General features: G+C 72.6%; 19 protein-coding genes, 1 pseudogene and 1 riboswitch. Of the genes and pseudogenes, 5 read left to right on the forward strand and 15 right to left on the reverse strand.

The window, feature by feature from the left end:
* Positions 1-14 precede the first annotated feature (14 nt).
* Entirely contained in the window at positions 15-2,156 is a 2,142-nt protein-coding gene (locus tag ACFYQA_RS20235) for a hypothetical protein (protein ID WP_388919426.1), read from the reverse strand.
* A 232-nt stretch (positions 2,157-2,388) separates the two neighbouring features.
* On the opposite strand from ACFYQA_RS20235, the gene ACFYQA_RS20240 reads away from it, so the two are divergent.
* The 4 genes from ACFYQA_RS20240 (at position 2,389) to ACFYQA_RS20255 (ending at position 5,859) form a co-directional block, all read left to right on the forward strand.
* The gene (locus ACFYQA_RS20240; protein ID WP_388919429.1) at positions 2,389-3,009 is read left to right on the forward strand and encodes a hypothetical protein; all 621 of its coding nucleotides are present in this window, start codon (positions 2,389-2,391) and stop codon (positions 3,007-3,009) included.
* 125 nt (positions 3,010-3,134) lie between these two features.
* On the forward strand, positions 3,135-3,743 hold the full coding sequence (locus ACFYQA_RS20245; protein WP_388919432.1) for a hypothetical protein: 609 nt from the start codon (positions 3,135-3,137) through the stop codon (positions 3,741-3,743).
* A gap of 135 nt (positions 3,744-3,878) precedes the next feature.
* Positions 3,879-4,910, forward strand: a complete 1,032-nt coding sequence (locus tag ACFYQA_RS20250) for an EcsC family protein (protein WP_388919435.1) — start codon at positions 3,879-3,881, stop codon at positions 4,908-4,910.
* Positions 4,911-5,217: 307 nt separating this feature from the next.
* Positions 5,218-5,859: an NADPH-dependent F420 reductase gene (locus ACFYQA_RS20255; protein WP_388919438.1), complete on the forward strand. Its 642-nt coding sequence runs from the start codon at positions 5,218-5,220 to the stop codon at positions 5,857-5,859.
* Between the two features lie 94 nt (positions 5,860-5,953).
* Here ACFYQA_RS20255 and ACFYQA_RS20260 read toward each other — a convergent pair whose 3' ends face one another.
* From ACFYQA_RS20260 to ACFYQA_RS20305, 10 genes are all read right to left on the reverse strand, one after another.
* Entirely contained in the window at positions 5,954-6,598 is a 645-nt protein-coding gene (locus ACFYQA_RS20260; RefSeq protein WP_388919441.1) for a thymidine kinase, read from the reverse strand.
* 98 nt (positions 6,599-6,696) lie between these two features.
* Positions 6,697-7,956 (reverse strand): alkaline phosphatase family protein, encoded by a 1,260-nt coding sequence (locus ACFYQA_RS20265; protein WP_388919444.1) that lies wholly within the window; start codon positions 7,954-7,956, stop codon positions 6,697-6,699.
* Positions 7,956-8,543, reverse strand: a complete 588-nt coding sequence (locus tag ACFYQA_RS20270) for a DUF5998 family protein (protein WP_042173127.1) — start codon at positions 8,541-8,543, stop codon at positions 7,956-7,958. The genes ACFYQA_RS20265 and ACFYQA_RS20270 overlap by 1 nt, the downstream gene beginning before the upstream one ends.
* A 113-nt stretch (positions 8,544-8,656) precedes the next feature.
* Entirely contained in the window at positions 8,657-9,031 is a 375-nt protein-coding gene (gene mnhG / locus ACFYQA_RS20275; protein WP_388919447.1) for a monovalent cation/H(+) antiporter subunit G, read from the reverse strand.
* Between the two features lie 5 nt (positions 9,032-9,036).
* Positions 9,037-9,303 (reverse strand): monovalent cation/H+ antiporter complex subunit F, encoded by a 267-nt coding sequence (locus ACFYQA_RS20280; protein ID WP_386396125.1) that lies wholly within the window; start codon positions 9,301-9,303, stop codon positions 9,037-9,039.
* Positions 9,300-9,986, reverse strand: coding sequence for a Na+/H+ antiporter subunit E (locus ACFYQA_RS20285; RefSeq protein WP_388919451.1), 687 nt, complete (start codon positions 9,984-9,986; stop codon positions 9,300-9,302). Before ACFYQA_RS20285 ends, ACFYQA_RS20280 begins: the two co-directional genes overlap by 4 nt.
* The gene (locus ACFYQA_RS20290; RefSeq protein WP_388919454.1) at positions 9,983-11,542 is read right to left on the reverse strand and encodes a Na+/H+ antiporter subunit D; all 1,560 of its coding nucleotides are present in this window, start codon (positions 11,540-11,542) and stop codon (positions 9,983-9,985) included. The genes ACFYQA_RS20285 and ACFYQA_RS20290 overlap by 4 nt, the downstream gene beginning before the upstream one ends.
* On the reverse strand, positions 11,539-12,108 hold the full coding sequence (locus ACFYQA_RS20295) for a Na(+)/H(+) antiporter subunit C (RefSeq protein ID WP_388919457.1): 570 nt from the start codon (positions 12,106-12,108) through the stop codon (positions 11,539-11,541). The genes ACFYQA_RS20290 and ACFYQA_RS20295 overlap by 4 nt, the downstream gene beginning before the upstream one ends.
* Positions 12,105-14,948, reverse strand: coding sequence for a Na+/H+ antiporter subunit A (locus ACFYQA_RS20300; RefSeq protein ID WP_388919460.1), 2,844 nt, complete (start codon positions 14,946-14,948; stop codon positions 12,105-12,107). Before ACFYQA_RS20300 ends, ACFYQA_RS20295 begins: the two co-directional genes overlap by 4 nt.
* 566 nt (positions 14,949-15,514) lie before the next feature.
* A complete protein-coding gene (locus ACFYQA_RS20305; protein ID WP_388919464.1) occupies positions 15,515-18,424 on the reverse strand; it encodes a GNAT family N-acetyltransferase in 2,910 nt (969 codons plus the stop codon).
* Between the two features lie 199 nt (positions 18,425-18,623).
* Here ACFYQA_RS20305 and ACFYQA_RS20310 point away from each other — a divergent pair, with 199 nt between their 5' ends.
* Positions 18,624-18,905 carry an HPr family phosphocarrier protein gene (locus ACFYQA_RS20310; RefSeq protein WP_042172977.1) on the forward strand — a complete coding sequence of 94 codons (282 nt, stop codon included), beginning with the start codon at positions 18,624-18,626 and terminating at the stop codon, positions 18,903-18,905.
* 212 nt (positions 18,906-19,117) lie between these two features.
* On the opposite strand, the pseudogene ACFYQA_RS20315 reads toward ACFYQA_RS20310, so the two are convergent.
* The 4 genes and pseudogenes from ACFYQA_RS20315 to ACFYQA_RS20330 all read right to left on the reverse strand — a co-directional run bounded on the left by ACFYQA_RS20315 (position 19,118) and on the right by ACFYQA_RS20330 (position 24,096).
* Positions 19,118-19,839, reverse strand: a pseudogene (locus ACFYQA_RS20315) (GntR family transcriptional regulator).
* Positions 19,840-20,113: 274 nt separating this feature from the next.
* A complete protein-coding gene (locus tag ACFYQA_RS20320; RefSeq protein ID WP_388919467.1) occupies positions 20,114-20,887 on the reverse strand; it encodes a M23 family metallopeptidase in 774 nt (257 codons plus the stop codon).
* A gap of 13 nt (positions 20,888-20,900) precedes the next feature.
* Positions 20,901-21,062, reverse strand: a riboswitch (cyclic di-AMP (ydaO/yuaA leader).
* Positions 21,063-21,316: 254 nt separating this feature from the next.
* Positions 21,317-22,705, reverse strand: coding sequence for a M16 family metallopeptidase (locus tag ACFYQA_RS20325; RefSeq protein ID WP_388919470.1), 1,389 nt, complete (start codon positions 22,703-22,705; stop codon positions 21,317-21,319).
* Positions 22,702-24,096: a M16 family metallopeptidase gene (locus ACFYQA_RS20330; RefSeq protein ID WP_388919472.1), complete on the reverse strand. Its 1,395-nt coding sequence runs from the start codon at positions 24,094-24,096 to the stop codon at positions 22,702-22,704. The genes ACFYQA_RS20325 and ACFYQA_RS20330 overlap by 4 nt, the downstream gene beginning before the upstream one ends.
* Between the last annotated feature and the right edge of the window lie 28 nt (positions 24,097-24,124).

Consider the following 24,124-nt stretch of genomic DNA (forward strand, 5'->3'; position numbering starts at 1 on the left):
GTGGGCCGTCTCCTTCAGGGGGCGTCGGTGTGCGGAAGTGGCTGGATGGTGAGCGTGCCGTCGGTCATGCCGGCCGCCATCACGCGGGTCAGGTCGTCGAGCGCGGCGGTCTGCTCGCGCAGCAGCGCCACCCGGCTCTCGATCTCGGCGAGAACGGCCTCGTACAGATCGGCCTCGGCGCTGCTCAGGTCGGGGACGATCAGGTCCTCGATACGACGGGACGCGCGCACCGCACCGCTCGTGCGAGCGTGCTCCCCCGCCGCCGCCCGCAGCAGCGCCGCCAGCACCCGGGGTCGTACCGGCGGATCGGCGTCGGGGTGTACCCGCAGGATGCGGGCCGGGGCCGCGACCAGCGAAACCCCCTCCGTGTCGACGTACACGCCGAACTGCGGGTGTGCGGTGACGACAAGGTCCCCGGGTTCGGTGAACTGGGCGTGCTCGTAGGCCGTGAGGAGGATGCCCCGGTCGATGCGGCGGCCGCCGATGCGGGCGGTGCCGAGGATCTCTTCCGGGGTGAGGACCGTGTAGTGGCCCTCAGGCGTGAGGTGTTCCGGCGCGAAGCGGTGCCCGGGGCGGCGGCGCAGGCGGCGGGCACGAAGGAGGCGGCCGACGGACGTGCGGCGCACCGGCTGTGTCTCGGGGCGCAGCTCCGCCTGGGCGTGCAGCCGGAGTTCACCGTCCCGCGCGCGCTCCTGAAGTTCTCCCAGCCGACGCTTCAAGTCCGCGATGACCGCCGGGCGTTCCACGACTGTCCGCGTGTGGCGGGACGCCCGCGTCCGGTGCTGTGGGGTGAACGCAGCACCGGGGCGGCCGTCGAGGTCGGTGCCGTGGACGATGGCGGCGTGGCGCGGTTCGTGTCGCGGGTCGGGGGTCCAGCCCGAGGTGCGCCAGATGGCGACGTCCTCGGCGAGCGCGTCGAGGACGGGCTCGGTGAGCGGCCGGGCGGAGTAGTCGGCGAGGAGGACGAGGCCGGTGCGCTGCTCCTCGGGGACGCGCGCCAGGACCCAGACCGCCGTGCGGTAGCCGGGGCGGTAGGCGTAGGCGCCGTCGGGGAGGCTGATCGCCGCCTTGAGTAAACCGGGCTCCAGGAAGGAGCGGCGCAGGCGGTCGGCGTCGCCGTGCCGGGCGAGAGGGCCGGTGAGGACGTCGGCGGGGCCGAGGACGACGGCCATGGCGCCGGTGTCGAGGTAGTCGGTGAGGGCGGCGACCTGCTCCAGGACCGCCTTCGCGTCGCGGGTCTCGGCGGCCTCGTAGGGCAGGGCGCAGACGAGGAGGTTCGGGTAGCCCCACTCGTCGGCGGACAGTTCCTCGCCCTCGACGACGTCGAGCCGGAACTCGTACACCCCGCGCACCAGCATCCGACGGCGGATCATGCGCACCCGGGCCGGGTCGGCGTCGGCGGCGAGGTAGAGGTGGCCGGAGTCCTCGGCGGCCTGGTCGTGGAGGGCGGCCGGGAGGTCGCCGGAGAGGGCGTGCGGGACGGCGACCACGGCCCCCTCGCCGAGGGTGTCGATGCCGGAGAGCGCGGCGAGGGCGCGGACCACGGCCGACGTCGGCCCGTCGGCGGCCGGGTCGTGGGAGCCGAGGCGGGGGCGGGCCTGGAGGATCCAGTCGAAGGCCTCGGCGGGGTTGTAGGCGGCGTCGATCAGTTCGTCGGCGAGGTGGGCGAGGGCCGGGCCGGTGCGGTCCGGGTCGGGCAGGGCCCGCAGGTCGGAGAGGAGGAAGCGGTCGTCGGGGTCGAGGTCGGCGGCCCGTTCCAGGAGGGTGTGCCAGGGGCGGCCGTCGGCGACGGGGGCGTCGAGCTGCTGGTGCAGGCAGACCAGGGAGGTCAGCGCGCCGAGCAGGACGGAGGCCGGCAGGGCCGGGGTGCGCCAGGCGGCCAGGGTGTGCAGGGCGAGTTCGGCGCGGAGCCGGCGGGGCTCGCTGTTGCCGCGGCCGGTGGAGGCGAGCCAGTCGACGACCGCGCGGGCGTCGAACAAGGGACGTCCGTCCTCGTGGGCGACGGGAGCCGGGAAGTCGGGGTGGCGGCGGGCCCACGTGGTGGGGACCGGGCGCTTCACCTGGGCGAGGGCGGCGATCTCGGCGTACGTCATCCGCCAGGCCGGTGTTTCGGGCAGGATGGCGGAGGGCGTCCGCGCGGTCGTGTGCGTCGTCATCGGACGTGTCCCTCCTCTCCCCTGGGTCGTCGGCGGCAGGCTTCCCGCCTTCGCGTCTCGCGGTCCGCCCCACTTCCGTGGGGCAGGCGTCAGCAATCTACAGCGAGGACGAACGCCAGAGAGAAACCTGTTTGATAATACGGGTTATCAGTGATCTCCTCACCGCTTTCCCGGAACGGCGGGCACCTTGTAACAACCAAGCGCCACGACGCCGAACCGGAGGACCACCGCGATGAGCCACCCGCCCTCGATACCGCCCAGCACCCCTCAGCCCTTCGGCTCCGGGAACGCGCCGAGCTGGGGCGGGGTACCGCCGATGCCGGCCCCGACGGCGGGTGCCGGACTGCCTCCGGCGGGCATGCCGACGCCGCCGAAGCCGTCGCGCCGCAAGGCATGGCTCACTCACGGCGCGACCGCGTTCGTCGCCCTCATAGTCGGCGTCGGCATCGGTGGCGACGGAGACTCCGGCGGTACGGACAACTCCGCCGCCCCGGCCGCCACCGTCACCGAGACCGCGCCCGCCGAGGCCGGCGAACCGGAGCCGGCCGCCACGGTCACCGAGAAGGCCACCGTCACCCCCAAGCCGGCCAAGAAGCCCGGACCGCCCACCACGGTCGAGGGCGACGGCCAGTACCTCGTCGGCGAGGACATGCGGGCCGGCACCTACAAGACCGCCGGGCCCGAGAAGAACAGCATCATCGAGAACTGCTACTGGGCGCGCACCAAGGACGCCTCCGGGGAGTTCGGCGCGATCATCGCCAACGACAACCTCCAGGGGCAGGGCCGCGTGACGGTCAACAAGGGCGAGTACTTCGAGACCAACGGCTGCCAGGAGTGGACCAAGGTCGGCTGACCGGCAGCCACATACGCCGCCGCGCTCGTGGGGGGGACGCGGCGGACCCGGAGCGGGCGGTCCCGGGACCGGACCGCCCGCTCCTTGCTTCCCCCTCCGCCGCCCGCCCGAAAGGAAGTCCCGCGATGTCCGTCCCGGAGCAGCAGCCGCACACCCCTCCCTCGAACGCGGCTCCCGAGGCGCCCGGGGTGACGGCCGAGGAGCCGGGACCCGCTTCCGGCTCCGCCTCCCGCTGGTCGCGGCTGTCGCGCGGCACGGTCCTCGCGATCGGTGCCGGGCTCGGCGCCGCCGTGGTGGGAGCGTGCTGGGCAGGGACGTCCCTGGCCGGTAACGGCAGGACCGACACGCCCTCAGCCGGTGCGTCCGCTTCGCCCTCCGTGAGCGCCGAGCTGACCGAGGACGTGGAGGGGCCGTTCAGCACCGACGGGGCCCTCACCGTCGCCGGGATCGGCGCGGGTCTGGACCCCGAGGAGCTGTGCTTCGGGACGGGCGGCTACTCCGACATCGACTTCGGCACCCAGGTCAACGTCACCGACGCCGCCGGAACCCTCGTCGCCATGGGGAGCCTGGGCCTCGGCCGGAAGACGGAGCTGGGCTGCGAGTTCCCGTTCACGGTCGACGACATCGCGCCGGGCTCGAAGTTCTACACGGTCGAGGTCTCCCACCGCGGCGGACTCACCCAGACCGAGGACGAACTGCGCGCGGGAGGACTCGCGTTCACCCTCGGTGACTGAAAGTCAACGGTTCGGGATCGGGATTGCGCATTCCACCCCTTTCCCGGAACTCGCCACTGAAAGATGTACTTCACCCACGTGTCGGCTGGGAGGGCACCGTGAACCCAGCGATGACAGTCGAAACGGAGAACCTCAATGAGCAGTTACACCGCCTCGCTCGCCGACGGTGCGTCCCCGATGGACGACGCACCCGCGATGAGCGCGTATGAGCGGGAGGTGTGGGACACGCTCAATGAGCACTGGCAGCGTCGCGACAACCGCCGCGGTCTGCCGAACTGGGCGAGCACCGCGCTCAGTCGCACCGGTGAGGTCGGGGGAAGCGCCGTGAGACGGGTCAAGGACGCCGTGCCGGAGGCGGTCACGGAACCGATCCGTCGCGCGGGCGACGCGGTCGCCGACACGGCTATGCGACCGGCGCTCGCAGGCGCGGCAGCGTTGCTCGAGCTGGTCAACGAATCGGCCCTGGAGCTCAACGACCCGAAGAACGTCGAGAAGCTCGCTCGCAAGCGAGGCCTCGAACTCGACAGTTTCACCGAACTGCGGCAGCAGGAACTCAAGTTCTGCGACCGGCTGCTGACCCGTAACACCCTCAAGTGGCGGGCCACCGGCGCGGCCGAAGGCGGCGCCATGGGCCTGCTGGCCATGGTCCCTATCGCCGGTATACCCGCCGCGCTGACAGCGGACATCCTCGTCATCCAGGTCCTGAGCACGTCGATCGCAGCACGCATCGCCTACTCCTACGGCTACGACGCCAAGGACCCCGACGAGCAGGACTTCATCCAACGCCTGGTGCAGCGGTCCTTCATGGCGCAGGCGGCCAAAGCCAAGCCGTTGCGTGACACCGCACGGGCGGCGAGCGCGGTCAAGGGACGCGTGAACTGGTCACAGAAGCTCCGCCAGGACCACCGCCTCCTGGCCGCCCTGGAGAAGTTGATGCAGCAGCTCGGCCCGGCCGGCGCCAGGGTGCCAGTCAAGAACGTCGCCAAGGTCGTGCCATTCGTGGGTGTCCTCATCGGTGCCGGGATGAACTCGGCGGTCCTCGGCAGGGTGGCCGCCGACGCCCAGCGGTACTGCCAGACCCGCTTCCTGTGCGAGAAGTACGGGCTGCCGCTGCCTGCCGCACTGGCGGCCGGCTGGGACGACGATCCCCACGCCGACGCCACGTAAGTGATGGCCGCCGGGTCCACGACGCAGACTCCATGGATCCCCACTTGCGGGCGAGCACCCTCACCCCGTCAGGTCGTGCTTCGCCGTCCCTGTAAAGGGTCTGCCGGGAGATTCCGAGCCGAGGCCAAGCGAGAAGCAGTTCACACAGATGGAAACGGAGCCGGCTTCCCTCCCGACAGCGGCGTCAGCCGGAAGCACTGCGGGCGGTGGCAGAGACGGCCCGGGGGTGTCACGGTGAAGAGGCACACGAGCGGCGTGAACCGCGCACGGTCCTCCCCCAGCCACCCGACAACGTACGGAGCAACGCATGATCGTCACCATTGCCGGTGCCGGGAACATGGCCCGGGGCATCGGTACCCGGACGCTGGCCGGCGGACACTCCCTCCGCCTGTACGACCGTACCCGGGCCAAGGCGGACGGCCTGGCCACGTCACTGGGCCAGGAGGCTTCCGGGGCGGACGTCGCGTCGGCGGACGAAGGCGCGGTGGCCGATTCCGACATCGTGGTGCTCGCCCTGCCCTACCCGGCCGGACGCGACGTGGCCGCCGCGTGGGCCGGCGCTCTGGCGGGAAAGGTCGTCGTCGACATCTCCAACCCGGTGGACTTCTCCACCTTCGACTCACTCGTCGTGGAACCCGGCACCTCGGCCGCCGAGCAGATCGCCGCCGCCGCGCCGGAGGCCCGGGTGGTCAAGGCCTTCAACACCACCTTCGCCGGGCCGCTCGTCACCGGTGAGGTGGCCGGCCGGCCGCTGGACGTGTTCGTCGCCGGGGATGACGACGCCGCGAAGCAGGCCGTCTCGGAGCTCGTCTCCTCGGCGGGGATGCGTCCCCTGGACGTGGGGCCGTTGCGCCGGGCACGCGAGCTGGAGGGCTTCCAGTTCCTGCACATGGCGTCACAGGAACGGCTCGGCCTGAACTGGTCGAGCGGCATCGCGATCCTGCCGTGACGAGCTGAACGAGGTCAGGCCGGAGTGACCTGCCCGTCCGCGGAACGGTGGTCCGCCACGCGAAATCCGTCTCGCGGAAGGCCGGGGGTGCCGGTCAGGTGATCGGCAGGAAGTCCGGGGCCAGAGCGGCCGCACGGGCGGTCGACGCCGTCATGCGGCGGCGGTGGTGACGGCGACACAGGACCTCGTAGCCGACCTCGTCCGGGGACCCGGTGACATCGCCGACGACCACTTGCGCGCCCTCCACCACCATCACCCCGCCGACCGTCCGGGCGTTGTGGGTGGCACGGGCGCCGCACCAGCACAGGGCCTCGACCTGGAGCACCTCCACCCGGTCGGCGAGCTCCACCAGCCGCTGGGAGCCGGGGAACAGCTTGGAACGGAAGTCGGTGGTGATGCCGAAGGCGTAGACGTCGAGGTCCAGGTCGTCCACCACGCGGGCGAGCTGGTCGATCTGCTCCGGCACCAGGAACTGCGCCTCGTCCGCGATCACGTAGTCCGCGCGCCGGCCCTGCGAGAGATGGTCGACGAGATGCGCGTACAGGTCCGCGTGCTCCCCCACCTCCACCGCGTCCGTGACCAGGCCGAGGCGGGAGGACAGCTTGCCCTCGCCCGCCCGGTCGTTGCGGGTGAAGATCATGCCCACCAGGCCACGCGCCGAACGGTTGTGCTCGATCTGGAGAGCCAGCGTCGACTTCCCGCAGTCCATCGTTCCGGAGAAGAACACCAGCTCGGGCATGGGAGGTCGGGCACCTTTCGGCGGGTATGGCGGGTATGGGCGGTGAGGACGGACCGGGTCGGGGGTGGGCCGGGTCCGCGGGCGACGTGTGACGAGTGTCAGGAGCGTACTTCGAGGAGGGGGACCAGTTGTTCGGCAGGGGTCAGCGAACCGTGGTTGCCGACCATCGCCGATTCCTTGGGCTCCCGCTCGGAGGCGATGAGCAGCACGTCGTCGCGGGCGGCGGCGACCACGTCGCCGATCCGGTGGTACACGCGGTCCTCGATCCGGGGGCCGAACCAGCCCGCGTCGATCGCCTCGTCCCGCGAGGCCACCCAGAACTGCTCGCCGAGCACCTCGCGCCAGCAGGTCAGGACGTCCGCCGCGGCGCCCGGTACGGCGTAGACGTGGCGGGCGCGGCCCTCGCCGCCGAGCAGGGCGACTCCGGCGCTCAGCTCCCAGTCGTGGTCGAAGTCGATGCGGTGCTCGTCGTCGAAGGGCACGTCGATCATTCCGTGGTCGGCGGTGACGTAGAGCGCGCTGCGCGGCGGGAGTTGCTCGGCCAGCCGCTGGACCAGACGGTCGACGTACATGAGCTGGCCGCGCCAGGTGTCGGAGTCGACGCCGAAGCGGTGGCCCGCGCCGTCGACCTCGGCGTAGTACGTGTAGACGAGGGAGCGGTCGGCGGCGGCCAGTTGGGCGGCCGCGAGGTCCATGCGCTCCTCGCCGGACAGCCTCCCGTGGAAGGCGCCGCCGCTGAGCGCGACCTTGGTCAGCGGGGTGTTCGCGAAGGCGGGTGAGGACACCTGTGCGGCGTGCACCCCCGCCCGGTGGGCCAGTTGGAAGACGGTGGGGTGGGGCTGCCAGGTGTCGGGCCGGGTCCAGGGCTGCCAGCGCAGCTGGTTCATCAGTTCGCCGGTGTCCGGGTTGCGCACGGTGTAGCCGGGCAGGCCGTGCGCGCCGGGCGGCAGGCCGGTGCCGACGGAGGCCAGGGAGGTGGCGGTGGTGGCCGGGTAGCCCGTGGTGATCGGCCGTCCGGTGCCGCCGCGCGAGGCGGCCGTCAGGGACGCCATGAACGGGGCTTCCTCCGGGTGTGCCTTCAGCTGCTCCCAGCCGAGGCCGTCGATCAGGAACACGCAGTTGCGGTCGGCGGGGGTGAGCTCCGGGATCGTGCCGGTGGTGCCGGGGACGCCCATGCCGGCGGCGAGGGTGGGCAGCAGGTCGGCCAGCGAGCCGGTGCCGTACTCGGGCAGGGGTGCGGAGTCCGGAGCGAGGTGCTCCGGGTGGACGTCCCCCCAACCGCGGGTGTGCGGGGACGGCGGGGTGTGCGGAGTCGGGGAGGTGTGCGGGGACGGCGCGGGGGGCGGGGTGTGCGGCATCAGCGTGCGGAGTCCGCGGTCGCCTCGGAAAGGGCCTGCGCGAAGGCGAGCGCCTGACGCACCGTCTCCGGGCCGTCCCCGGCCTCGCTGACCCGCAGGCTGAGGTCGTCGGCCGTCGAACTGCCCGTGTAGCCGTGGTCGGCCTCGCAGTTGGGGTCGCCGCAGGCGGCGGGCTCCAGGTCGAGGCGGGCGACCGCGCCCCAGCCGATGGTGAGCACGATCTCGCGGGGCAGTGTGCCCGGCTTGTACGACTCCGGGTTGGCGACGACGCGGCTGACCACGATCGACGAGATCCGGCCGAGCTTGACCGACTCCGTGGACGTGGTGGCGTACGGGGTCGGGGACGTGGTGTCGGCGGCCTGCTCGTCGGTGTGACTGACGATGAAGCGGTTGCCGGTGAGGACGAGCACGGTCACATGGCGCCGTACCTCGTTCTGGTCGAATGTCGTCTCCTGGTGGACCAGGTACGACCGGACGGGCTCGCCGCCCACGGCGGCCTCCACCGCCTCGGCCACGAGGGCCGGGTAGTAGCCGCTGCGCTCGATCGCCGCCCGCAGCCCCTGGGTCGTCGTACTGGTCTTGGCCATGACGCCCATCCTACGGGGGACCGCTGACTGCGAGGCACCGGTCAGCGCACTCCCCCGCGCGGGCCGGGCCGATCCGGGCCGGGAACGGCCCGGACCGTTCGGTCGAGGAGGCTTCACTGGTCCGCGTCCTCGTACGGCGGCTGCTCGTCCACCGGAGTGCCGTCCCGCGCGAGACGGTCGGCGAGTTCGTCCCGGAACAGCGCGCCGCGGTCGAGGGCCTGGACGCGGTAGGCGGTGCGGCCGACGATCTGGCTGGTGATCGGCGCGGTGAGCAGCTGGAACAGAACGACGAGCAGCAGCACCGGCGCGTAGCGCAGGGGCAGCTGCACGGCGGTTCCCACCAGGATGAACATCAGGCCGAGGGTCTGGGCCTTGGCGGCCGCGTGCAGGCGGCTGATGATGTCCGGGAAGCGGAGCAGACCCAGGGCGCCGAGCAGGCAGAAGACCGCGCCGGTCGGAAGCAGGACGGTGGTGATCACGTCGGACACCGCGGTCACCGCAGGCCTTCCCGCTTCTCGATCAGGTGGGCGGCCGTCACCGATCCGGTGAAGGCCAGCAGCGCGAGGACGACGAGCACGGGCAGGGGCGTGGTGTCCTCGCGCAGGACCATGCCCACGGCGGTCCCGGCGATGATCATCGTCAGGAGGACGTCCAGCGCCACGATGCGGTTGAGCGCGTCCGGACCGCGCACGAGGCGCAGCAGGGTGAGCAGGCCGGCCGCCGACAGCACGGCCAGGGTGGCGGTGTACAGGGCGGTCATGGGGTTCTGCCTCCTTCATCCGGGTGATTCGGGTGGTCCCGGGAGTCCGGGTGATCGAAAGACTCGGGGTCGGTGGAGGACTCGGAGCCGGTGGAGTACCCGGGGCCGGCGGAATACCCGAGATCGCCGACGGACCCGGAGGCGTCGTCTCCGCTCGCTCCGGTGCGTCGGCCGCGGCCGACCGCCCGCGCCACTCTGCGCTCCACGGTCTGCACCGCCTTTCTGCGGCGGGTGATGTCGGTTTCGGCGCGGACCGGGAGCGTGTGGACGTACAGCCGCTGCCGGCGCCGGTCGATCTCCACCACCAGCGTGCCGGGGGCGATCGTCGTGAGTTCGGCCACGGCTGTGATCAGGAGGTCGCTGTCGACGTACAGCGGGACCTCGACGATCGCCGCGGACGTCTTCCCTCCGTACCTCAGGACCTGCCAGGCGACGGTGACCCCGGACCCCACGAGATCCGTCAGCAGGTCGATCAGCAGGCGTCCGATCGCCAGTGGCCGGGGCACGGCCCCGGGGAGGATCGGCGGCAGGGAGAAGGACCTGACGACGGCCACGGCGACGAGCAGGCCTCCGACGAGGACCACCGGGCCGACGGACCCCCACAGCAGGATCCACAGCAGCCACAGCCATCCGACCATGGGCCAGTGGTGCCGGACTCGGCGGGCGTTCTCCCGGCGGGTCAACGGTCCTCCTCGGTCAGGACGGCGGAACGGTACTCCCGTGGGTCGAGCAGTTCGTGTGCGGCTCGTTCGCCGACGCGGGCCAACGGGCCCGCGCAGACGGCGACCGCGACGCTGGTCATCACCATGACGACGGTGGCGGCGTTCATCAGCCCGGCTCCGTACCGGTCGGCGCGGCGCTCCGGGCGGCGGGCGGTGTCGGGGGCCGGCTTCCACGGCGGTGGCGCGTCACGGCGGTCCGGGTGCGGCTCCTGCCGCATGAAGGCCCTGGTCCACACCCGGGTCATGGCGTAGAGCGTCAGCAGGCTGGTGAGCAGGGCGGCCGCGACAAGGGCGTACGCGGCGGTGCCGCCCTGCCACGCGCCGGCCCGCAGCAGGGTCAGCTTGGCCACGAACCCGGAGAACGGCGGGATCCCAGCCAGGCTCAGAGCGGGGACCGCGAACAGCACGGCCACCAGCGGCCGTGGGGGCGGACTCTGTGCCATGCGGTCCAGGCCCGTTGTTCCCGTGTGGCGCACGGTGAGGGCGGCGGCCAGGAAGAGCGCCGCCTGGACGACGATGTGGTGGACGATGTAGAGGACCGTGCCGGTGAGGCCGATCGTGTCGAACAGCGCGAGCCCGAACAGCATGAAGCCGATGTGGCTGACGAGGGTGAAGGACAGCAGCCGGTTGATGTCGTCCTGGGCGAGTGCGCCGAGAATGCCCACGATCATGGTGGCGATCGCCACGCAGGCCAGCAGGGTCCACACGCTGGAGCGCGGAAAGAGCAGGGTCTGGGTGCGCAGCAGGGCGTAGACGGCGACCTTGGTCAGCAGTGCGGCGAACACGGCGGTGATCGGCGCCGGAGCTGTGGGGTAGCTGTCGGGCAGCCAGAAGTGCAGGGGGACGATCGCCGCCTTGATGCCCAGGACTGCCAGGAGCAGCAGGGCGAGCGCGCCGCGCAGGCCGTCGGAGAGTTCGGCGAGCCGCGGCCCGAGCTGGGCCAGGGTGACCGTGCCGGTGGCCGCGTACACCAGGCCGACGAGTGTGAGGAACAGCAGGGAGGACGTCAGGCTGATGATCGTGTACGTCATGCCGGCCCGGGTGCGGTTTCCGTCGGCGTCCAGGGTGATCAGGACGTAGGAGGCGGCGAGCAGGATTTCGAAGGCGACGAAGAGGTTGAACAGGTCGCCGGTGAGGAAGGCCAGGCTGACCCCGGTGACGAGCAGCAGGTAGGCGGGGTGGAAGACCTCCGCCGAGCTCCGGCGCTTCTCCGCGGTGCCCTGGCCGATGGCGAAGAGCAGCACGGCCAGGGTCACCAGTACGGACACGGTGAGCAGGAGTGCCGACAGCCGGTCGGCGACGAGCGTGATGCCCAGTGGCGCCGGCCAGCCTCCGATGTGCACGGACTGCGGGCCGCGGGTGTCGGTGAGGACGAACAGGGCCGCCGCGTCCGCCAGCACGCCCGCCAGCACGAGGGCGCTCAGCCCTCGGATCACCCGGCCGGGCAGTCCGAGCAGGGTCACCCCGGCGCACAGGACCGGCAGGACCACGGGCAGGGCGAGCAGCAGTGCGGTCATCGGTGTCCCCCCGGAGCGGTGCCGTCGTCCCGGTGGTCCGGCTCACTGCCGTCGCCCCCGCCACCGGGGTCGCTGCCGCCGTCGGGTTCGCTGCCGCCGTCGGGGCCGGCACCGTCGCCGAGGGCGTCACCGTCGGTTTTTTCGGGCGGGCCGGTCACCTCGTCGGTCCCGGCACGCTGGAGGGCGAAGTCGATGCGCCGGTCCTCCACGTCGTCGCGTACCTCGTCGCTGCCGGACAGCCGCCAGGAACGGTAGGCGAGGGCCATCAGGAACGCCGTGAGACCGAACGTGATGATGATCGACGTCAGCGCCATGGCCTGGGGCAGCGGATCGGCGGGCTCCGCCGGGTTCACCGGCCGCCCCTCCAGTACCGGGGGCCGGCCGGGGGTGCCTCCGGCGACCAGGAGCAGCATGTTGGTGCCGTGGCCCAGGAGGATGAAGCCGAGGACGATCCGCATCAGGGACCGTTGCAGCATGAGGTGGAAGCCGATCGTGAACAGGCCGCCGACCACGACGGCCATCGTCACGTCGAGGGTGTTCACCGTGTTGTCCACCGCGTCGGTCATCGAGCGGATCCCTCCTCCTTCCGGACCGCCGCCGTCTCGCCCCGGTCCAGCGAGACGCCCACCGCCGACAGGAGCTTGAGGACGACACCGACCACGAGCAGATAGACGCCGACGTCGAGGAACAGGCTGGTCGCCCACTTCACCTCGCCCACCAGCGGCAGGTGCCATGTCACCAGGTCGCTGTCCAGCGGCGTACCGCCGACGGCGAGCGGCACGAGGGCCACGACCGCCGCGACCACCAGGCCCGCGCCCGCGATCGCGACCGGGCGCAGGCGTACGGCGGCGCCGAGGTCGGCCTGTCCTCCGACGAGGTAGCGCAGGACGAACGCCAGCCCCGCCACCAGGCCGCCGGAGAATCCTCCGCCCGGGCGGTAGTGCCCGGAGAACAGCAGGAACAGCGAGAGCACCAGGATCGAGGGGAAGAGCAGCCGGATGGCCACTTCCAGCAGCACCGAGCGCTCGCCGCCGGGGCGTTCGCCGGCTCCCGGCAGCCAGGCCTGCCGGGGCTCGTCCCAGTGCGTCGTGGGGAACGGGGCGGGCGGCTCCTCGTCGGCGACCGGTACCGCGTCGCGGTCGCGGAACCGGACCAGGCTGCCCACTCCGACCGCCGCCACGAGCACGACCGAGATCTCACCCAGCGTGTCCAGGGCCCGGAAGTCGACGATGATCGCGTCGACGACGTTGAGGGCGCCCGTCTCCGCCGCTCGGCGCAGGTACCCGGTCGAGATCACCGGAGCCGTACGCGCGGAGGCCGCCGCCAGCGCGAGGCAGGTGACGACGGCGCCGACCCCGACGGCCACCGCGCCCCGCAGCACGCGCCCCGGCACCGACCTCCGGCCGGGATCGAACCGGGCCGGCATCCGGCGCAGCACCAGCACCACGACGACCAGCGTCATCGTCTCGACCAGGAACTGGGTGAGCGCCAGGTCCGGGGCTCCCCGCACCAGGAACAGGCCCGCCGCCGCGTATCCGACGGCCCCGGTCAGCAGGATGGCGGTGAGCCGGTGCCGGGCGGCCACCACCGTCGCGGCGGCGGCCAGCATCACCACGGCCAGGACCGGTTCGAGCGAGTACCGCCACAGGGGCGGTGATCCCAGTGACGGGGCCGCCGCCACGAGTGCCGTGCCGGGCACGGCGACGACCGTCATGAGCAGCACGGTCAGATAGACGGGCAGCGAGCCGACCTGGGTGTTGCGGGTCAGCGTCACGGCCAGCCGGTCCACGCCCTCGACCACACGGTCGTACGCGTGCTGCACGTCGGGCAGGCGCGGCAGGCGGGCGGGCGCGGTACCGCGGCGCAGGAGCACGTGGATCAGCACACCGACGACGAGCGACAGCGCCGACAGGCCGAGCACCGGCGTGAACCCGTGCCACAGGGACAGTTCGTACGGTCCGTCGGCCCCGGGCGGATAGGCGTCGGCGTAGGCCGTGGTGAGGGCTGCCGTGCCGGGGTACGCCACGCCCAGCACCAGGCCCGCCGCGGACAGCACGGCCACCGGTACGACGAATCCCGGTTCCGGGCTCCGTACGGCGCGCGCCGCCTTGCCCGGCGACCGCCCGCCGAAGGCACCGTGCAGGAACCGTGCCGCGAACGCCACGGTCAGCGCGGAGCCGCACACGAGCACCACCGTCAACTGGTAGTGGCCGGCGAGTTCGGTGCCGTGCAGGAACGCGTCCAGGGCCGCTTCCTTGCCCAGGAAGCCGACGAGGGGCGGCAGACCGGCCATCGACGCGGCGGCGAGTGCCGTGATGCCGAACAGCACGGGCAGTCGGCGTCCCAGTCCCGACAGCTCCCGGATGTCGCGCGTGCCCGTGTGGTGGTCCACGATCCCGACGGACAGGAACAGCGCCGACTTGAACGCCGCGTGCGCCAGCAGCATCACCACCCCGGCCAGCGCAGCCGTCCGTGTCCCCGCGCCCAGCAGGGCGGTCAGCAGACCGAGTTCGCTGACGGTTCCGTAGGCGAGGAGCAGCTTCAGGTCGGTCTCGCGCAGGGCCCGCCACGCGGCCACCACCATGGTGGCGAGTCCCACGCCGAGCACCATCGGCCGCCACGGCGTCACGTCGGCCAGGGCGGGCGCCAGCCGGGCCACCAGGTAGACCCCGGCCTTGACCATCGCCGCCGCGTGCAGGAAGGCGCTGACCGGTGTGGGGGCGACCATCGCCGCGGGCAGCCAGCCGTGCACCGGCATCTGCGCGGACTTGGTGAACGCGCCGACCAGGACGAGCACCACGGCGGCGGGGACCGCGCCGCCCCGCGGGGGGTCGGCGAGGATCGCCGAGACGCGGTACGTGCCGGCCTCCTGGCCCAGCACGATGAAGCCGAGCAGCATCGCCAGGCCGCCGGCCGCGGTCACCAGCAGGGCCTGACGGGCGGCCCGCCGCTGCTCCACCCGCGCCCCGCGGCCCGCGATCAGCAGGAAGGAGGCGACCGTGGTCAGCTCCCAGAAGACGTACAGCACGAAGAGGTTGTCCGCCAGCACCAGTCCGGTCATCGCCCCGGCGAAGGCCAGCAGCAGGGCGGCCAGCCGGCCGGCGTCGCGCTCGACGTAGTACCGGCAGTACAGGAGCACCAGGGCTCCGACGCCGGCCACCACCCACAGCATCAGCAGCGAGAGGGCGTCCAGGCGCAGATCGACCGTCAGGCCGAGCGACGGGGCCCAGTACAGGGACTCCTGGTACGCGTCGCCGTCCAGAACGCGCGCCGCCCGGGTGCCCGCCCAGGCCACGGTCGCCAACGGCACCAGGGCCGCCACGGCCCACATCGCACGGCCGAGCCTCTTCTCCCACCAGGGCATCGACACTGCGGCCACCGCGTAGGCGGCCAGCAGGACCAGCACGTCAGCACCAACTCCTTCGCGCTGGCCGACCGCTGACGCATGGTCGGGTCCTGCCACTCGACCCTGGAGGATATATCCCGTTTATCAGCATTTCGATATGCAGTGCTCTGTGTAGCAGGGGGAGTCGTCCGGCGGGGCGCCGCCGCGCCGGAAGCGGGGCCCGGCGTGCGCCTGCGACCCGTGGCGCGGCGAGCCGCGGCCGGCGGGTGGTTCAGCGCCGGCACCCGGTGCGTGTACGGGGCCGGAAATCCGCACCGGCCGACAGCCGCCACGACCTCGCGTGGCCGGCGGTGTGCCGGGCGAGGGGGGAGCCGATCCTGTCGGCGCCGAGGACCCCGAGTCGCATGCCGTTCTCTCCGTTCATCGAGCGTGCCGGTCCGGACGCACCCGTACAGCGGCCCGGAGGCCGTCTCGGACGGGAAGCCGTCGCGGCCGGCAGGCCCGGGAGCCGGCCCCGCACCTGCGGCAGTTGCCGCTGCCGGCCGGGGGCACGGGTAGCCCGCTCGACGCACCGTCAAACGCACGGCCATCTGCCGAGTCGGAACGCTCAGGGGCTCACGCCGCTCTCAGTACGCCGGGAGGGTCCGGGGGCCGAGATCGTCACGGACGGGGGGCGGGGCCAGGCGTACGGAGGCACTGAGGACGCTCACCCCGTGGGTGGCGACGACGACCGGCTCCAGGCTGACCGCGACGACCTCGGGGTGGTCGTCGACCAGCCGCGACACCCGCAGCAACAGCTCCTCCAGAGCGGGGGTGTCGACGGGGGTCGAGCCGCGCCAGCCGAACAGGAGGGGCGCGGTCCGGATCGACCTCACCAGGGAGGTCGCCTCCCGGTCGGTGACGGGGATCAGCCGGTGCGCCATGTCCCCGAGCAGCTGCGACGGGGCACCGGCGAGCCCGAAGGAGAGCACGGCCCCGGCGGCGGGATCGATCACCGCGCGGACGATGGTGTCGACACCGCGCGGTGCCATCCGCTGCACGACGGGGCGCAACTCCTCGGGCGTGCCGAGCTGGTCCGTCAGCTCGGCGTAGGCCCGGCGCAGTTGTTCCTCGTCCGCCAGGTCCAGCCGTACGCCGCCCAGGTCGGCGCGGTGCCTGAGGTGCGGGGCGGTCACCTTGAGGGCCACGGGCCGGCCGAGGGTGCGGGCGGCCTCGACGGCGTCGTCGGCGGTGGGAGCGGGGAGGGCGCGGTGGACGTGGATGCCGTAGGCGCCGAGCAGCGCGCAGGTCTCCTCGGTGCCGAGGGTGAGGCTCTCCCCGCGCGTGAGCTGCGCGTCGATGAGGGCGGCGGCGCTGCGCTCGTCGATGTCCTCGTACGCGGGCACCTTGCCGGGGTCGGCGGCGTCCCGTCGCCACTGGGCATAGGTGACGGAGTGGGCGAGGGCCCGGACCGCGCGTTCGGCGGCGGGGTAGGCGGGGATGAGGTGGGCGTCCTCGGGGAGGCTCTCGGGGGTGGGCGGGGTGACCGGGCCCTGCGGAGTGGCCTGCGTCGATGCGGTGACCGGCGTCGTTGTGACGGCCGGGCGCCCGTCTTCGGGCGGGGCGGGGTGCGCGGCCTGCGCTTCCGGGCGGGCCGGGGCGGCCGGGGCCGGCCGCGGGGCCGTGCCGGCCGCCGCCGACAGGGCCTCGGCCAGACCGCCGAGTTCCACGTGGACGACCAGGACCGGCTTGGACGGGGTCGCGGCGGCGGCCGAGCGCAGCGCCCCGGCGAGTGCCGTGTCGTCGGTGGGCGTCTCCCCCAGTGCCGGAATCGCGGTCACCACCACGGCGTCGCAGGTGTCGTCGGCCAGGGCCCGGGACAGCGCCGCGTGGAAGTCCTCCGCCGACGCCCCGGTGGTGAGGTCCAGCGGGCGGTGCGGGCGCAGCCCCTCGGCGAGGCAGGCGTCGTAGGTGAGCAGCCCCAGGGACTCGGAGTTGCCCAGGATCGCCACCCGGGGCCCGGACGGCAGCGGCTGGCGGGCGAGCAGCAGGCCCGCGTCGACCAGTTCCGTGATGGTGTCCACCCGGATCACCCCGGCCTGCCGCAGCAGCGCGGAGACGGTGGCGTGGGGCAGACGCGTCGCGCGCACCGCGTGCCCGCGGGGTCCGGAGCTGTGACGGGCGCCCTGGACCACGACCAGGGGCTTCACCGCCGCGGTGCGGCGGGCGAGGCGGGTGAACTTGCGGGGGTTGCCGATGGACTCCAGGTACATCAGGGCGACATCGGTGTCCGGGTCGTCGTACCAGTACTGCATGACGTCGTTGCCGGAGACGTCGGCCCGGTTGCCGGAGGACACGAAGGTGGACACGCCCGTGACACCGGTGACTCCCCCGCCGCGCCGGTGCAGCCGCGACAGCAGGGCGATGCCGATGGCTCCGGACTGGGCGAACAGGCCGATGCGGCCGGGGCGCGGCATCTGCGGCGCGAGCGAGGCGTTCAGGCGTACGTCCGGGGAGGTGTTGATGACGCCGAACGCGTTCGGTCCGATGATCCGCATGCCGTAGGAGCGGGCCTGGCGGACGAGGGCGCGCTGGCGCTCTCGTCCGTCGGGGCCCGCTTCCGCGTACCCGGCGGACACGACGACGACCCCCTGCACCCCGTGTTCGCCGCATTCGGCCACGGCTTCGGGGACGTCGTCGGCGGGCACCGCGACGACGGCGAGGTCGACCGGGCCGTCGATGTCCCGCACCGAGCGGTGGGCGGGCACCCCGGCGGCTCCGTCGAGCTCCTTCTGCTCCGGCGGGAGGGCCTTGTTCACGGCGTACAGGCGGCCGGTGAATCCGGCGTCCCGGATATTGTCGAGGAGGTTGCGGCCCACGCCGCCGGGCGCGCGGCCGGCGCCTATGACGGCTACCGAGCCCGGGGCGAGCAGCCGCTGCACCGAGCGGGCCTCGGCGCGCTGCTCGCGCGCCTGCTGCACGGCCAGGGAACGGTCGGTGGGTTCGAGGCCGAACTCCAGGCGGACGACGCCGTCCTCGAAGCTGCGCTTCTGGGTGTACCCGGCGTCCGTGAACACCTTGATCATCTTGCTGTTGGCCGGCAGCACCTCGGCGGCGAACCGGCGGATGCCGCGCTCCCGGGCGACGGCGGCGATGTGCTCGAGCAGGGCGGAGGCGATGCCCCGGCCCTGGTGGGCGTCCTGCACGAGGAAGGCGACCTCGGCCTCGTCGGCCGGTGCCGACGCCGGCGTTCCGTCGGGGCCGATCCGGTCGTAGCGTACGGTGGCGATGAACTCACCGCCCACGGTGGCCGCGAGTCCCACCCGGTCCACGAAGTCGTGATGCGTGAAGCGGTGCACGTCCTTGGCGGACAGGCGGGGGTAGGGCGCGAAGAAGCGGTAGTACTTCGACTCGTCCGACACCTGCTCGTAGAAGCTGACCAGGCGCTCGGCGTCGTCCACGGTGATGGGGCGTACGCGCGCGGTGCCGCCGTCGCGCAGCACCACGTCGGCCTCCCAGTGGGCGGGATACTCATGCCGGTCCGAGGAGGTCTGCATGGGCCCCAGAGTACGGCTCGCGTACGGTGATGGCGCGAGGCAGTCCGTGAGGGCGCGCACCGGACCGAGGCCGCGGTCCGGTGCCGCCGGGGACCGTCAGCGGGTGCCGCTCCCGGTACCGCTTCCGGGCCGCTCACCGGTTCGCCTCACGATATGGGAAACTGGTCTAGACAACTTGAACTCCGAAGGGCAGCAACACATGGCTGAGCGCCGCGTCAACGTCGGCTGGGCCGAGGGCCTCCACGCCCGCCCCGCTTCCATCTTCGTCCGATCCGCCACGGCCACAGGCGTTCCGGTGACGATCGCCAAGGCCGGCGGCAATCCCGTCAACGCGGCCTCCATGCTGGCCGTTCTGGGCCTGGGCGCCCAGGGCGGCGAGGAGATCGTCCTCGCCTCCGACGCCGAGGGCGCCGACGCCGCCCTGGACCGGCTGGCGAAGCTGGTCTCCGAGGGCCTCGAGGAACTCCCCGAGACCGTCTGAATTCTGCGCCTGAACCGGCGCCGCTCTCGCGGAACTGGTTGCGCGCCGTCCGGGTTACTCAATTGATGGTTGCGGTGATCTGCGTTCCACAGACACCGAACCACACCGCTGAAAGGCCTGCCCGAACCACCGGGCGGGCCTTTCTCTTTCCCTTTTTGCGCGCAGCAGGAAATTCCTTGGAATCGCGCTCTCTTTTGTATACGGCACCCTCGTTAAGAGCGCAGGCTCGGTGTGTTTACGGGATGTTGCGCGTTCCTCACGCTCGCCGGGCGGGCCGCCCGGTCCGCGCGCTCGGCCGCGCCGGCCCCGCGGTGAAGCGCAGGCGGTGGGCGGCGGCGGCGCGCTCGGTGTGCAGCGCCATGACCGCACGCGCGCGCTCGCCGTCCCCGCGCACCACGGCGTCCACGACCGCGCCGTGCTCCGCCCAGCACTCCACGGGATCCCTCGCCCCCCGCACCTCGTACATCCAGCCGATCCTGTGCCGGAGCCGGATCAGCGTCGACGTCAGTGCCGGGCTGCCGGACGCCCGGGCGAGCGTCTCGTGGAACCAGCCGCCCAGGGAGCGCAGGTCGTCGCTGTGACCCTGACGGGCCCGCTCCTGGCCCAGCCGGACCAGGCCGCGCAGTACCTTCAGGTGGGCCTCGGTACGGCGCTGTGCGGCGCGGGAGGCTCCGAGCGGCTCCAGCAGCAGTCGCATCTCCAGCAGGTCGGCGGCCTCCCGCTCGGTGGGTTCCGCGACGCACGCGCCCACGTGCCGCCGGGTCACCACGAAGCCCTCGGCCTCCAGGGTGCGCAGGGCCTCCCGGACGGGGACGCGCGAGACGCCGTAGCGGCGGGCGAGGAGTTCCTCGGTGAGCCGGCCGCCACGCTCGTAGACACCCGAGACGATGTCGTCCCGGATCGCCGTGCACACCGAGTGCGCCGGAATACGCATGACCGACCTCCGAATTAATCCCCGCATAACGTCAACCGGTGAAGCCTGCCCGTGACTCTATTGCAACGAGCGGGAATTTCCGACGGCGAGCCGGGAACCATGTCCCTTTTTGGACAACGGGCCGCCCGCCGGAAACCCCGAAAGCCCCGGCTCGCAGAGCGGGCCGGGGCCATTCCATGGAAAGCCGCAGGTGTCCGCTTTCCGCGGACACCTGCGGCTTCAGGGGATCACGCGGCCGTCGAGGCGCGCACGGAGGCCAGGGGTACGTGCCCGGTCAGAGGTTCGCGCCGTGCGCGCGGAGGTACGCGACGGGGTCGACGTCGGAGCCGTACTCGGCGGTGGTGCGGGCCTCGAAGTGCAGATGCGCGCCGGTGACGTTGCCGGTGGCGCCGGAGACGCCGATCTGCTGCCCCGGGGTGACCTGTTGGCCCGCCGAGACACCGACGGACGACAGGTGGCCGTACTGGGTGTACGTGCCGTCGTGCATCTTGATCACGACATGGTTGCCGTAGGCGCCGCCCCAGCCGGCCTCGACGACGGTGCCCATGCCGACCGAGAGCACGGGGGTGCCGCTCGCGGCGTGGAAGTCGACACCCGTGTGAGTGCCGGAGGACCAGACGGCGCCGCCGGACAGGTAACCGGTCGAGACGTAGGAGCCCGCGATCGGGGACACGAAGGTGTTGAGACGCTTGCGCTCGGCCTCCCGCGCGGCGCGCTCCTCGGCTTCGCGGGCCCTCTCGGCCTCTTCGGCCGCCCTCTCCCGCGCGGCTTCCTCGGCGGCTTCGCGGGCGGCGGCCTGGGCCGCCTCGCGTGCGGCCTCGTGCTGGGCGGCCGCCTGGGCGTCGACCTGGGCGGCGGCCTCGTCGCCCAGAGTGATCACGGGGGTGAGGCCGGTCCGCTCCGCGGCGGGTTCGGCGGCGAGCGCCGGAGCCGCGAGGGAGCCGATGACGCCGGTGGTGGTGAGGGCCGCGGCGCCCGCCGCCCTGGCGGTGCCGCGATGCACGCGGCTGGGACGACGGTGCTTCCCGGTGGCGCGGGTGAACGCCATGTACAGGGTGGTCCTTTCCTTCCTTCTCGCCTACCGGGTTAGCTGACAGGTTCGGAGCAGGAAGGTCTCCTACGGGCCCCCTCGCGACACGCGCGGGCGTCCGATTCACCTCAGGGACGGTTGGGTCCCCGGCTCCCCTGGCTCGCGCCGTACGGGGACTCGGCGATGACTGTCCGGTGCCGCGGATGCGGCGCACTGCCCGACGAACAGACCGCATGAAGCTAAGCGGGGCGTCCGTCAATTCCCAAACGGATCGCGGCTTTTGTAACGCATCCCACAGGGCAGACAGACACCTCTCGCCCCAATTCGGGCATAAGCGGGCCCTGGTGACTTTCACGCCACCAGGGCCACGCGCGCGTGCGCTCCACCAGGTGCCCACGAGGCTCCGCGGACTGCCTGTCAGCAGCGTCCCGGCCGCTGACGGGGTCTCTATTCGGCGGCCACGACGGTGACTTCGCCGATACCGAGCGCCTCGACGGGCTCCTTGATCTTCGCCGCGTCGCCGACCAGAACGGTCACGAGACGGGCCACCGGGAAGGCGTTCACCACCGCAGCGGTCGCCTCCACGGTGCCTGTGGCGGCGAGCCGCCGGTACAGCTCGGCCTGGTAGTCGTCGGGCAGGTGCTGCTCCACCTGGTCGGCCAGGGTGCCGGCGACGGCCGCGGCGGTCTCGTACTTGAGCGGCGCCACGCCCACCAGGTTCTGCACGGCGACGTCCCGTTCGGCGTCGGTGAGGCCCTCCGCGGCGAGGGTGCGCAGCACCGTCCACAGGTCCTGCAGGGCGGGTCCGGTGTTCGGGGTGTCGACGGAACCGCTGATGGCGAGCAGCGACGCGCCGGTGCCGTCCGGGGCGGACCGCAGGACCTGGCCGAACGACCGTACGCCGTAGGTGTAGCCCTTCTCCTCGCGCAGGACACGGTCCAGACGGGAGGTGAGGGTGCCGCCGAGGCAGTAGGTGCCGAGCACCTGCGCGGCCCACACGCGGTCGTGCCGGTCCGCTCCGACGCGGCCGATCAGCAGCTGCGTCTGCACGGCGCCGGGGCGGTCCACGATCACGACCCGGCCGGCGTCGTCGGCGGTGACCGGCGGGACGGGCCGGGGCCGGGCGGTCGATCCGGTCCAGGCGCCGAGGGTGTCGCCGAGCAGCTCGTCCAGGTCGGTGCCGGTGAGGTCGCCGACGACCACCGCGGTGGCGGTCGCGGGACGGACGTGCTTCTCGTAGAAGGCGCGGACAGCCGCCGCTTCGATGCCGGCGACCGTCTCCTCGGTGCCCTGGCGCGGGCGGGACATGCGCGACGTCGCCGGGAACAGCTCCTTGAAGAGTTCCTTGGCGGCGCGGCGGGACGGGTTGGCCAGCTCGTGCGGGATCTCGTCGAGGCGGTTGCGGACGAGGCGCTCGATCTCGCTGTCGGCGAACGCGGGCGCCCTGAGGGCGTCGGCGAGCAACCCGAGCGCCTTGGCGAGTCGTGAGGCCGGCACCTCGAGGCTCAGCCGGATGCCGGGGTGGTCGGCGTAGGCGTCCAGGGTGGCACCGCAGCGCTCCAGTTCGGCGGCGAACTCCTCGGCGGAGTGCTTGTCGGTGCCCTCGGAGAACGCCCGCGCGGTGATCGTGGCGATACCGTCGAGCCCGGCCGGCTCGGCCTCCAGGGGCGCGTCCAGCAGCACCTCGACGGCGACGATCTGCTGGCCGGGGCGGTGGCTGCGCAGCACCGTCAGACCGTTGCCGAGGGCAGTGCGCTCGGGGGCCGGGAAGGCCCAGGGCCGGGCCTCGCCCGCCTGCGGCCGGGGGTGGAAGTCCATCGTGGCGAGCTCGGTCACTTGGCCGTCTCCTCGTTCTCGTCGGTGCCGGCGGCCGCGGCTTCTTCGGTGCCGGCGGCCGCGGCTTCTTCGGACTCCCCGGCCCCGGGGGCCACGGGCTCGTAGACGAGCACCGCGCGGTTGTCGGGACGCAGGCGGGCCTTGGCGACCTCCCGGACGTCCTCGGCGGTCACGTCGAGGATGCGCCCGACGGCGGTGAGGGCGAGCTGCGAGTCGCCGAACAGGACGGCGTACCGGCACAGCTCGTCGGCCCGGCCGGCGACGGTGCTGAGCCGGTCCAGCCACTCGCGCTCCAGCTGCGCCTGGGCGCGCTCCATCTCCTCGGCCGTGGGGCCCTCCTCGGCGAACCGGGCGAGCTCCTCGTCGATCGCGGCCTCGATGACGGGTACCTCCACGTCACCGGACGTCTTCACGTCCAGCCAGCCCAGGGAGGGCGCCCCGGACAGCCGCAGCAGGCCGAATCCGGCCGCCACGGCCGTACGGTCCCGTCGTACCAGCCGGTTGTAGAGCCGCGAGGACTCACCGCCGCCGAGGACGGTGAGCGCCAGGTCCGCCGCGTCGCTCGCGCGCGTGCCGTCCTCGGGCAGCCGGTAGGCCGCCATCAGCGCACGCGCGGGGACCTCCTCCTCGACGAGCTCACGCAGCTCCTCGCCGATGATCTCGGGCAGCGAGCCGTCGCGGGGCTCGGGCTTGCCGTCGTGGGACGGGATGGAGCCGAAGTACTTCTCGATCCAGGCGAGCGTCTGCTCCGGGTCGATGTCACCGACGACGGAGAGCACGGCGTTGTTCGGCGCGTAGTACGTGCGGAAGAAGGCGCGGGCGTCCTCCAGGGTGGCCGCGTCCAGGTCCGCCATCGAGCCGATGGGCGTGTGGTGGTACGGGTGACCGGCCGGGTAGGAGAGGGCGGTCAGCTTCTCGAAGGCCGTGCCGTAGGGGACGTTGTCGTAGCGCTGGCGGCGCTCGTTCTTGACGACGTCCCGCTGGTTCTCCATGGACTCCTCGTCCAGGGCGGCCAGCAGGGAACCCATGCGGTCGGCCTCGAGCCAGAGGGCGAGTTCCAGCTGATGGGTCGGCATGGTCTCGAAGTAGTTGGTCCGCTCGAAACTGGTGGTGCCGTTGAGCGAGCCGCCGGCGCCCTGGACCAGTTCGAAGTGACCGTTGCCCTTCACCTGGCCGGACCCCTGGAACATGAGGTGCTCGAAAAGGTGAGCCAGGCCGGTACGGCCCTTGACTTCGTGACGCGAACCGACGTCGTACCAGAGGCACACCGCCGCGACGGGGGTCAGGTGGTCCTCGGAGAGCACCACGCGCAGGCCGTTGGACAGCCGGTGCTCGGTCGCTGTCAGGCCGCCGGAGCCTGCCTGGGCGGTGGCCGTGTGACCCATGGGCATGTATGTCCCTTCGATCGCGGAGGCGGTC

The organism is Streptomyces sp. NPDC005774 (assembly GCF_042871645.1).
Lineage (GTDB): Bacteria > Actinomycetota > Actinomycetes > Streptomycetales > Streptomycetaceae > Streptomyces > Streptomyces pratens.

Coding starts and splice junctions, on each gene's coding strand:
- ACFYQA_RS20235 (WP_388919426.1), bottom strand. CDS start 2,156: ATGACGACGCACACGACCGCGCGGACGCCCTCCGCCATCCTGCCCGAA.
- ACFYQA_RS20240 (WP_388919429.1), top strand. CDS start 2,389: ATGAGCCACCCGCCCTCGATACCGCCCAGCACCCCTCAGCCCTTCGGC.
- ACFYQA_RS20245 (WP_388919432.1), top strand. CDS start 3,135: ATGTCCGTCCCGGAGCAGCAGCCGCACACCCCTCCCTCGAACGCGGCT.
- ACFYQA_RS20250 (WP_388919435.1), top strand. CDS start 3,879: ATGAGCAGTTACACCGCCTCGCTCGCCGACGGTGCGTCCCCGATGGAC.
- ACFYQA_RS20255 (WP_388919438.1), top strand. CDS start 5,218: ATGATCGTCACCATTGCCGGTGCCGGGAACATGGCCCGGGGCATCGGT.
- ACFYQA_RS20260 (WP_388919441.1), bottom strand. CDS start 6,598: ATGCCCGAGCTGGTGTTCTTCTCCGGAACGATGGACTGCGGGAAGTCG.
- ACFYQA_RS20265 (WP_388919444.1), bottom strand. CDS start 7,956: ATGCCGCACACCCCGCCCCCCGCGCCGTCCCCGCACACCTCCCCGACT.
- ACFYQA_RS20270 (WP_042173127.1), bottom strand. CDS start 8,543: ATGGCCAAGACCAGTACGACGACCCAGGGGCTGCGGGCGGCGATCGAG.
- ACFYQA_RS20280 (WP_386396125.1), bottom strand. CDS start 9,303: ATGACCGCCCTGTACACCGCCACCCTGGCCGTGCTGTCGGCGGCCGGC.
- ACFYQA_RS20290 (WP_388919454.1), bottom strand. CDS start 11,542: ATGACCGCACTGCTGCTCGCCCTGCCCGTGGTCCTGCCGGTCCTGTGC.
- ACFYQA_RS20295 (WP_388919457.1), bottom strand. CDS start 12,108: ATGACCGACGCGGTGGACAACACGGTGAACACCCTCGACGTGACGATG.
- ACFYQA_RS20305 (WP_388919464.1), bottom strand. CDS start 18,424: ATGCAGACCTCCTCGGACCGGCATGAGTATCCCGCCCACTGGGAGGCC.
- ACFYQA_RS20310 (WP_042172977.1), top strand. CDS start 18,624: ATGGCTGAGCGCCGCGTCAACGTCGGCTGGGCCGAGGGCCTCCACGCC.
- ACFYQA_RS20320 (WP_388919467.1), bottom strand. CDS start 20,887: ATGGCGTTCACCCGCGCCACCGGGAAGCACCGTCGTCCCAGCCGCGTG.
- ACFYQA_RS20330 (WP_388919472.1), bottom strand. CDS start 24,096: ATGCCCATGGGTCACACGGCCACCGCCCAGGCAGGCTCCGGCGGCCTG.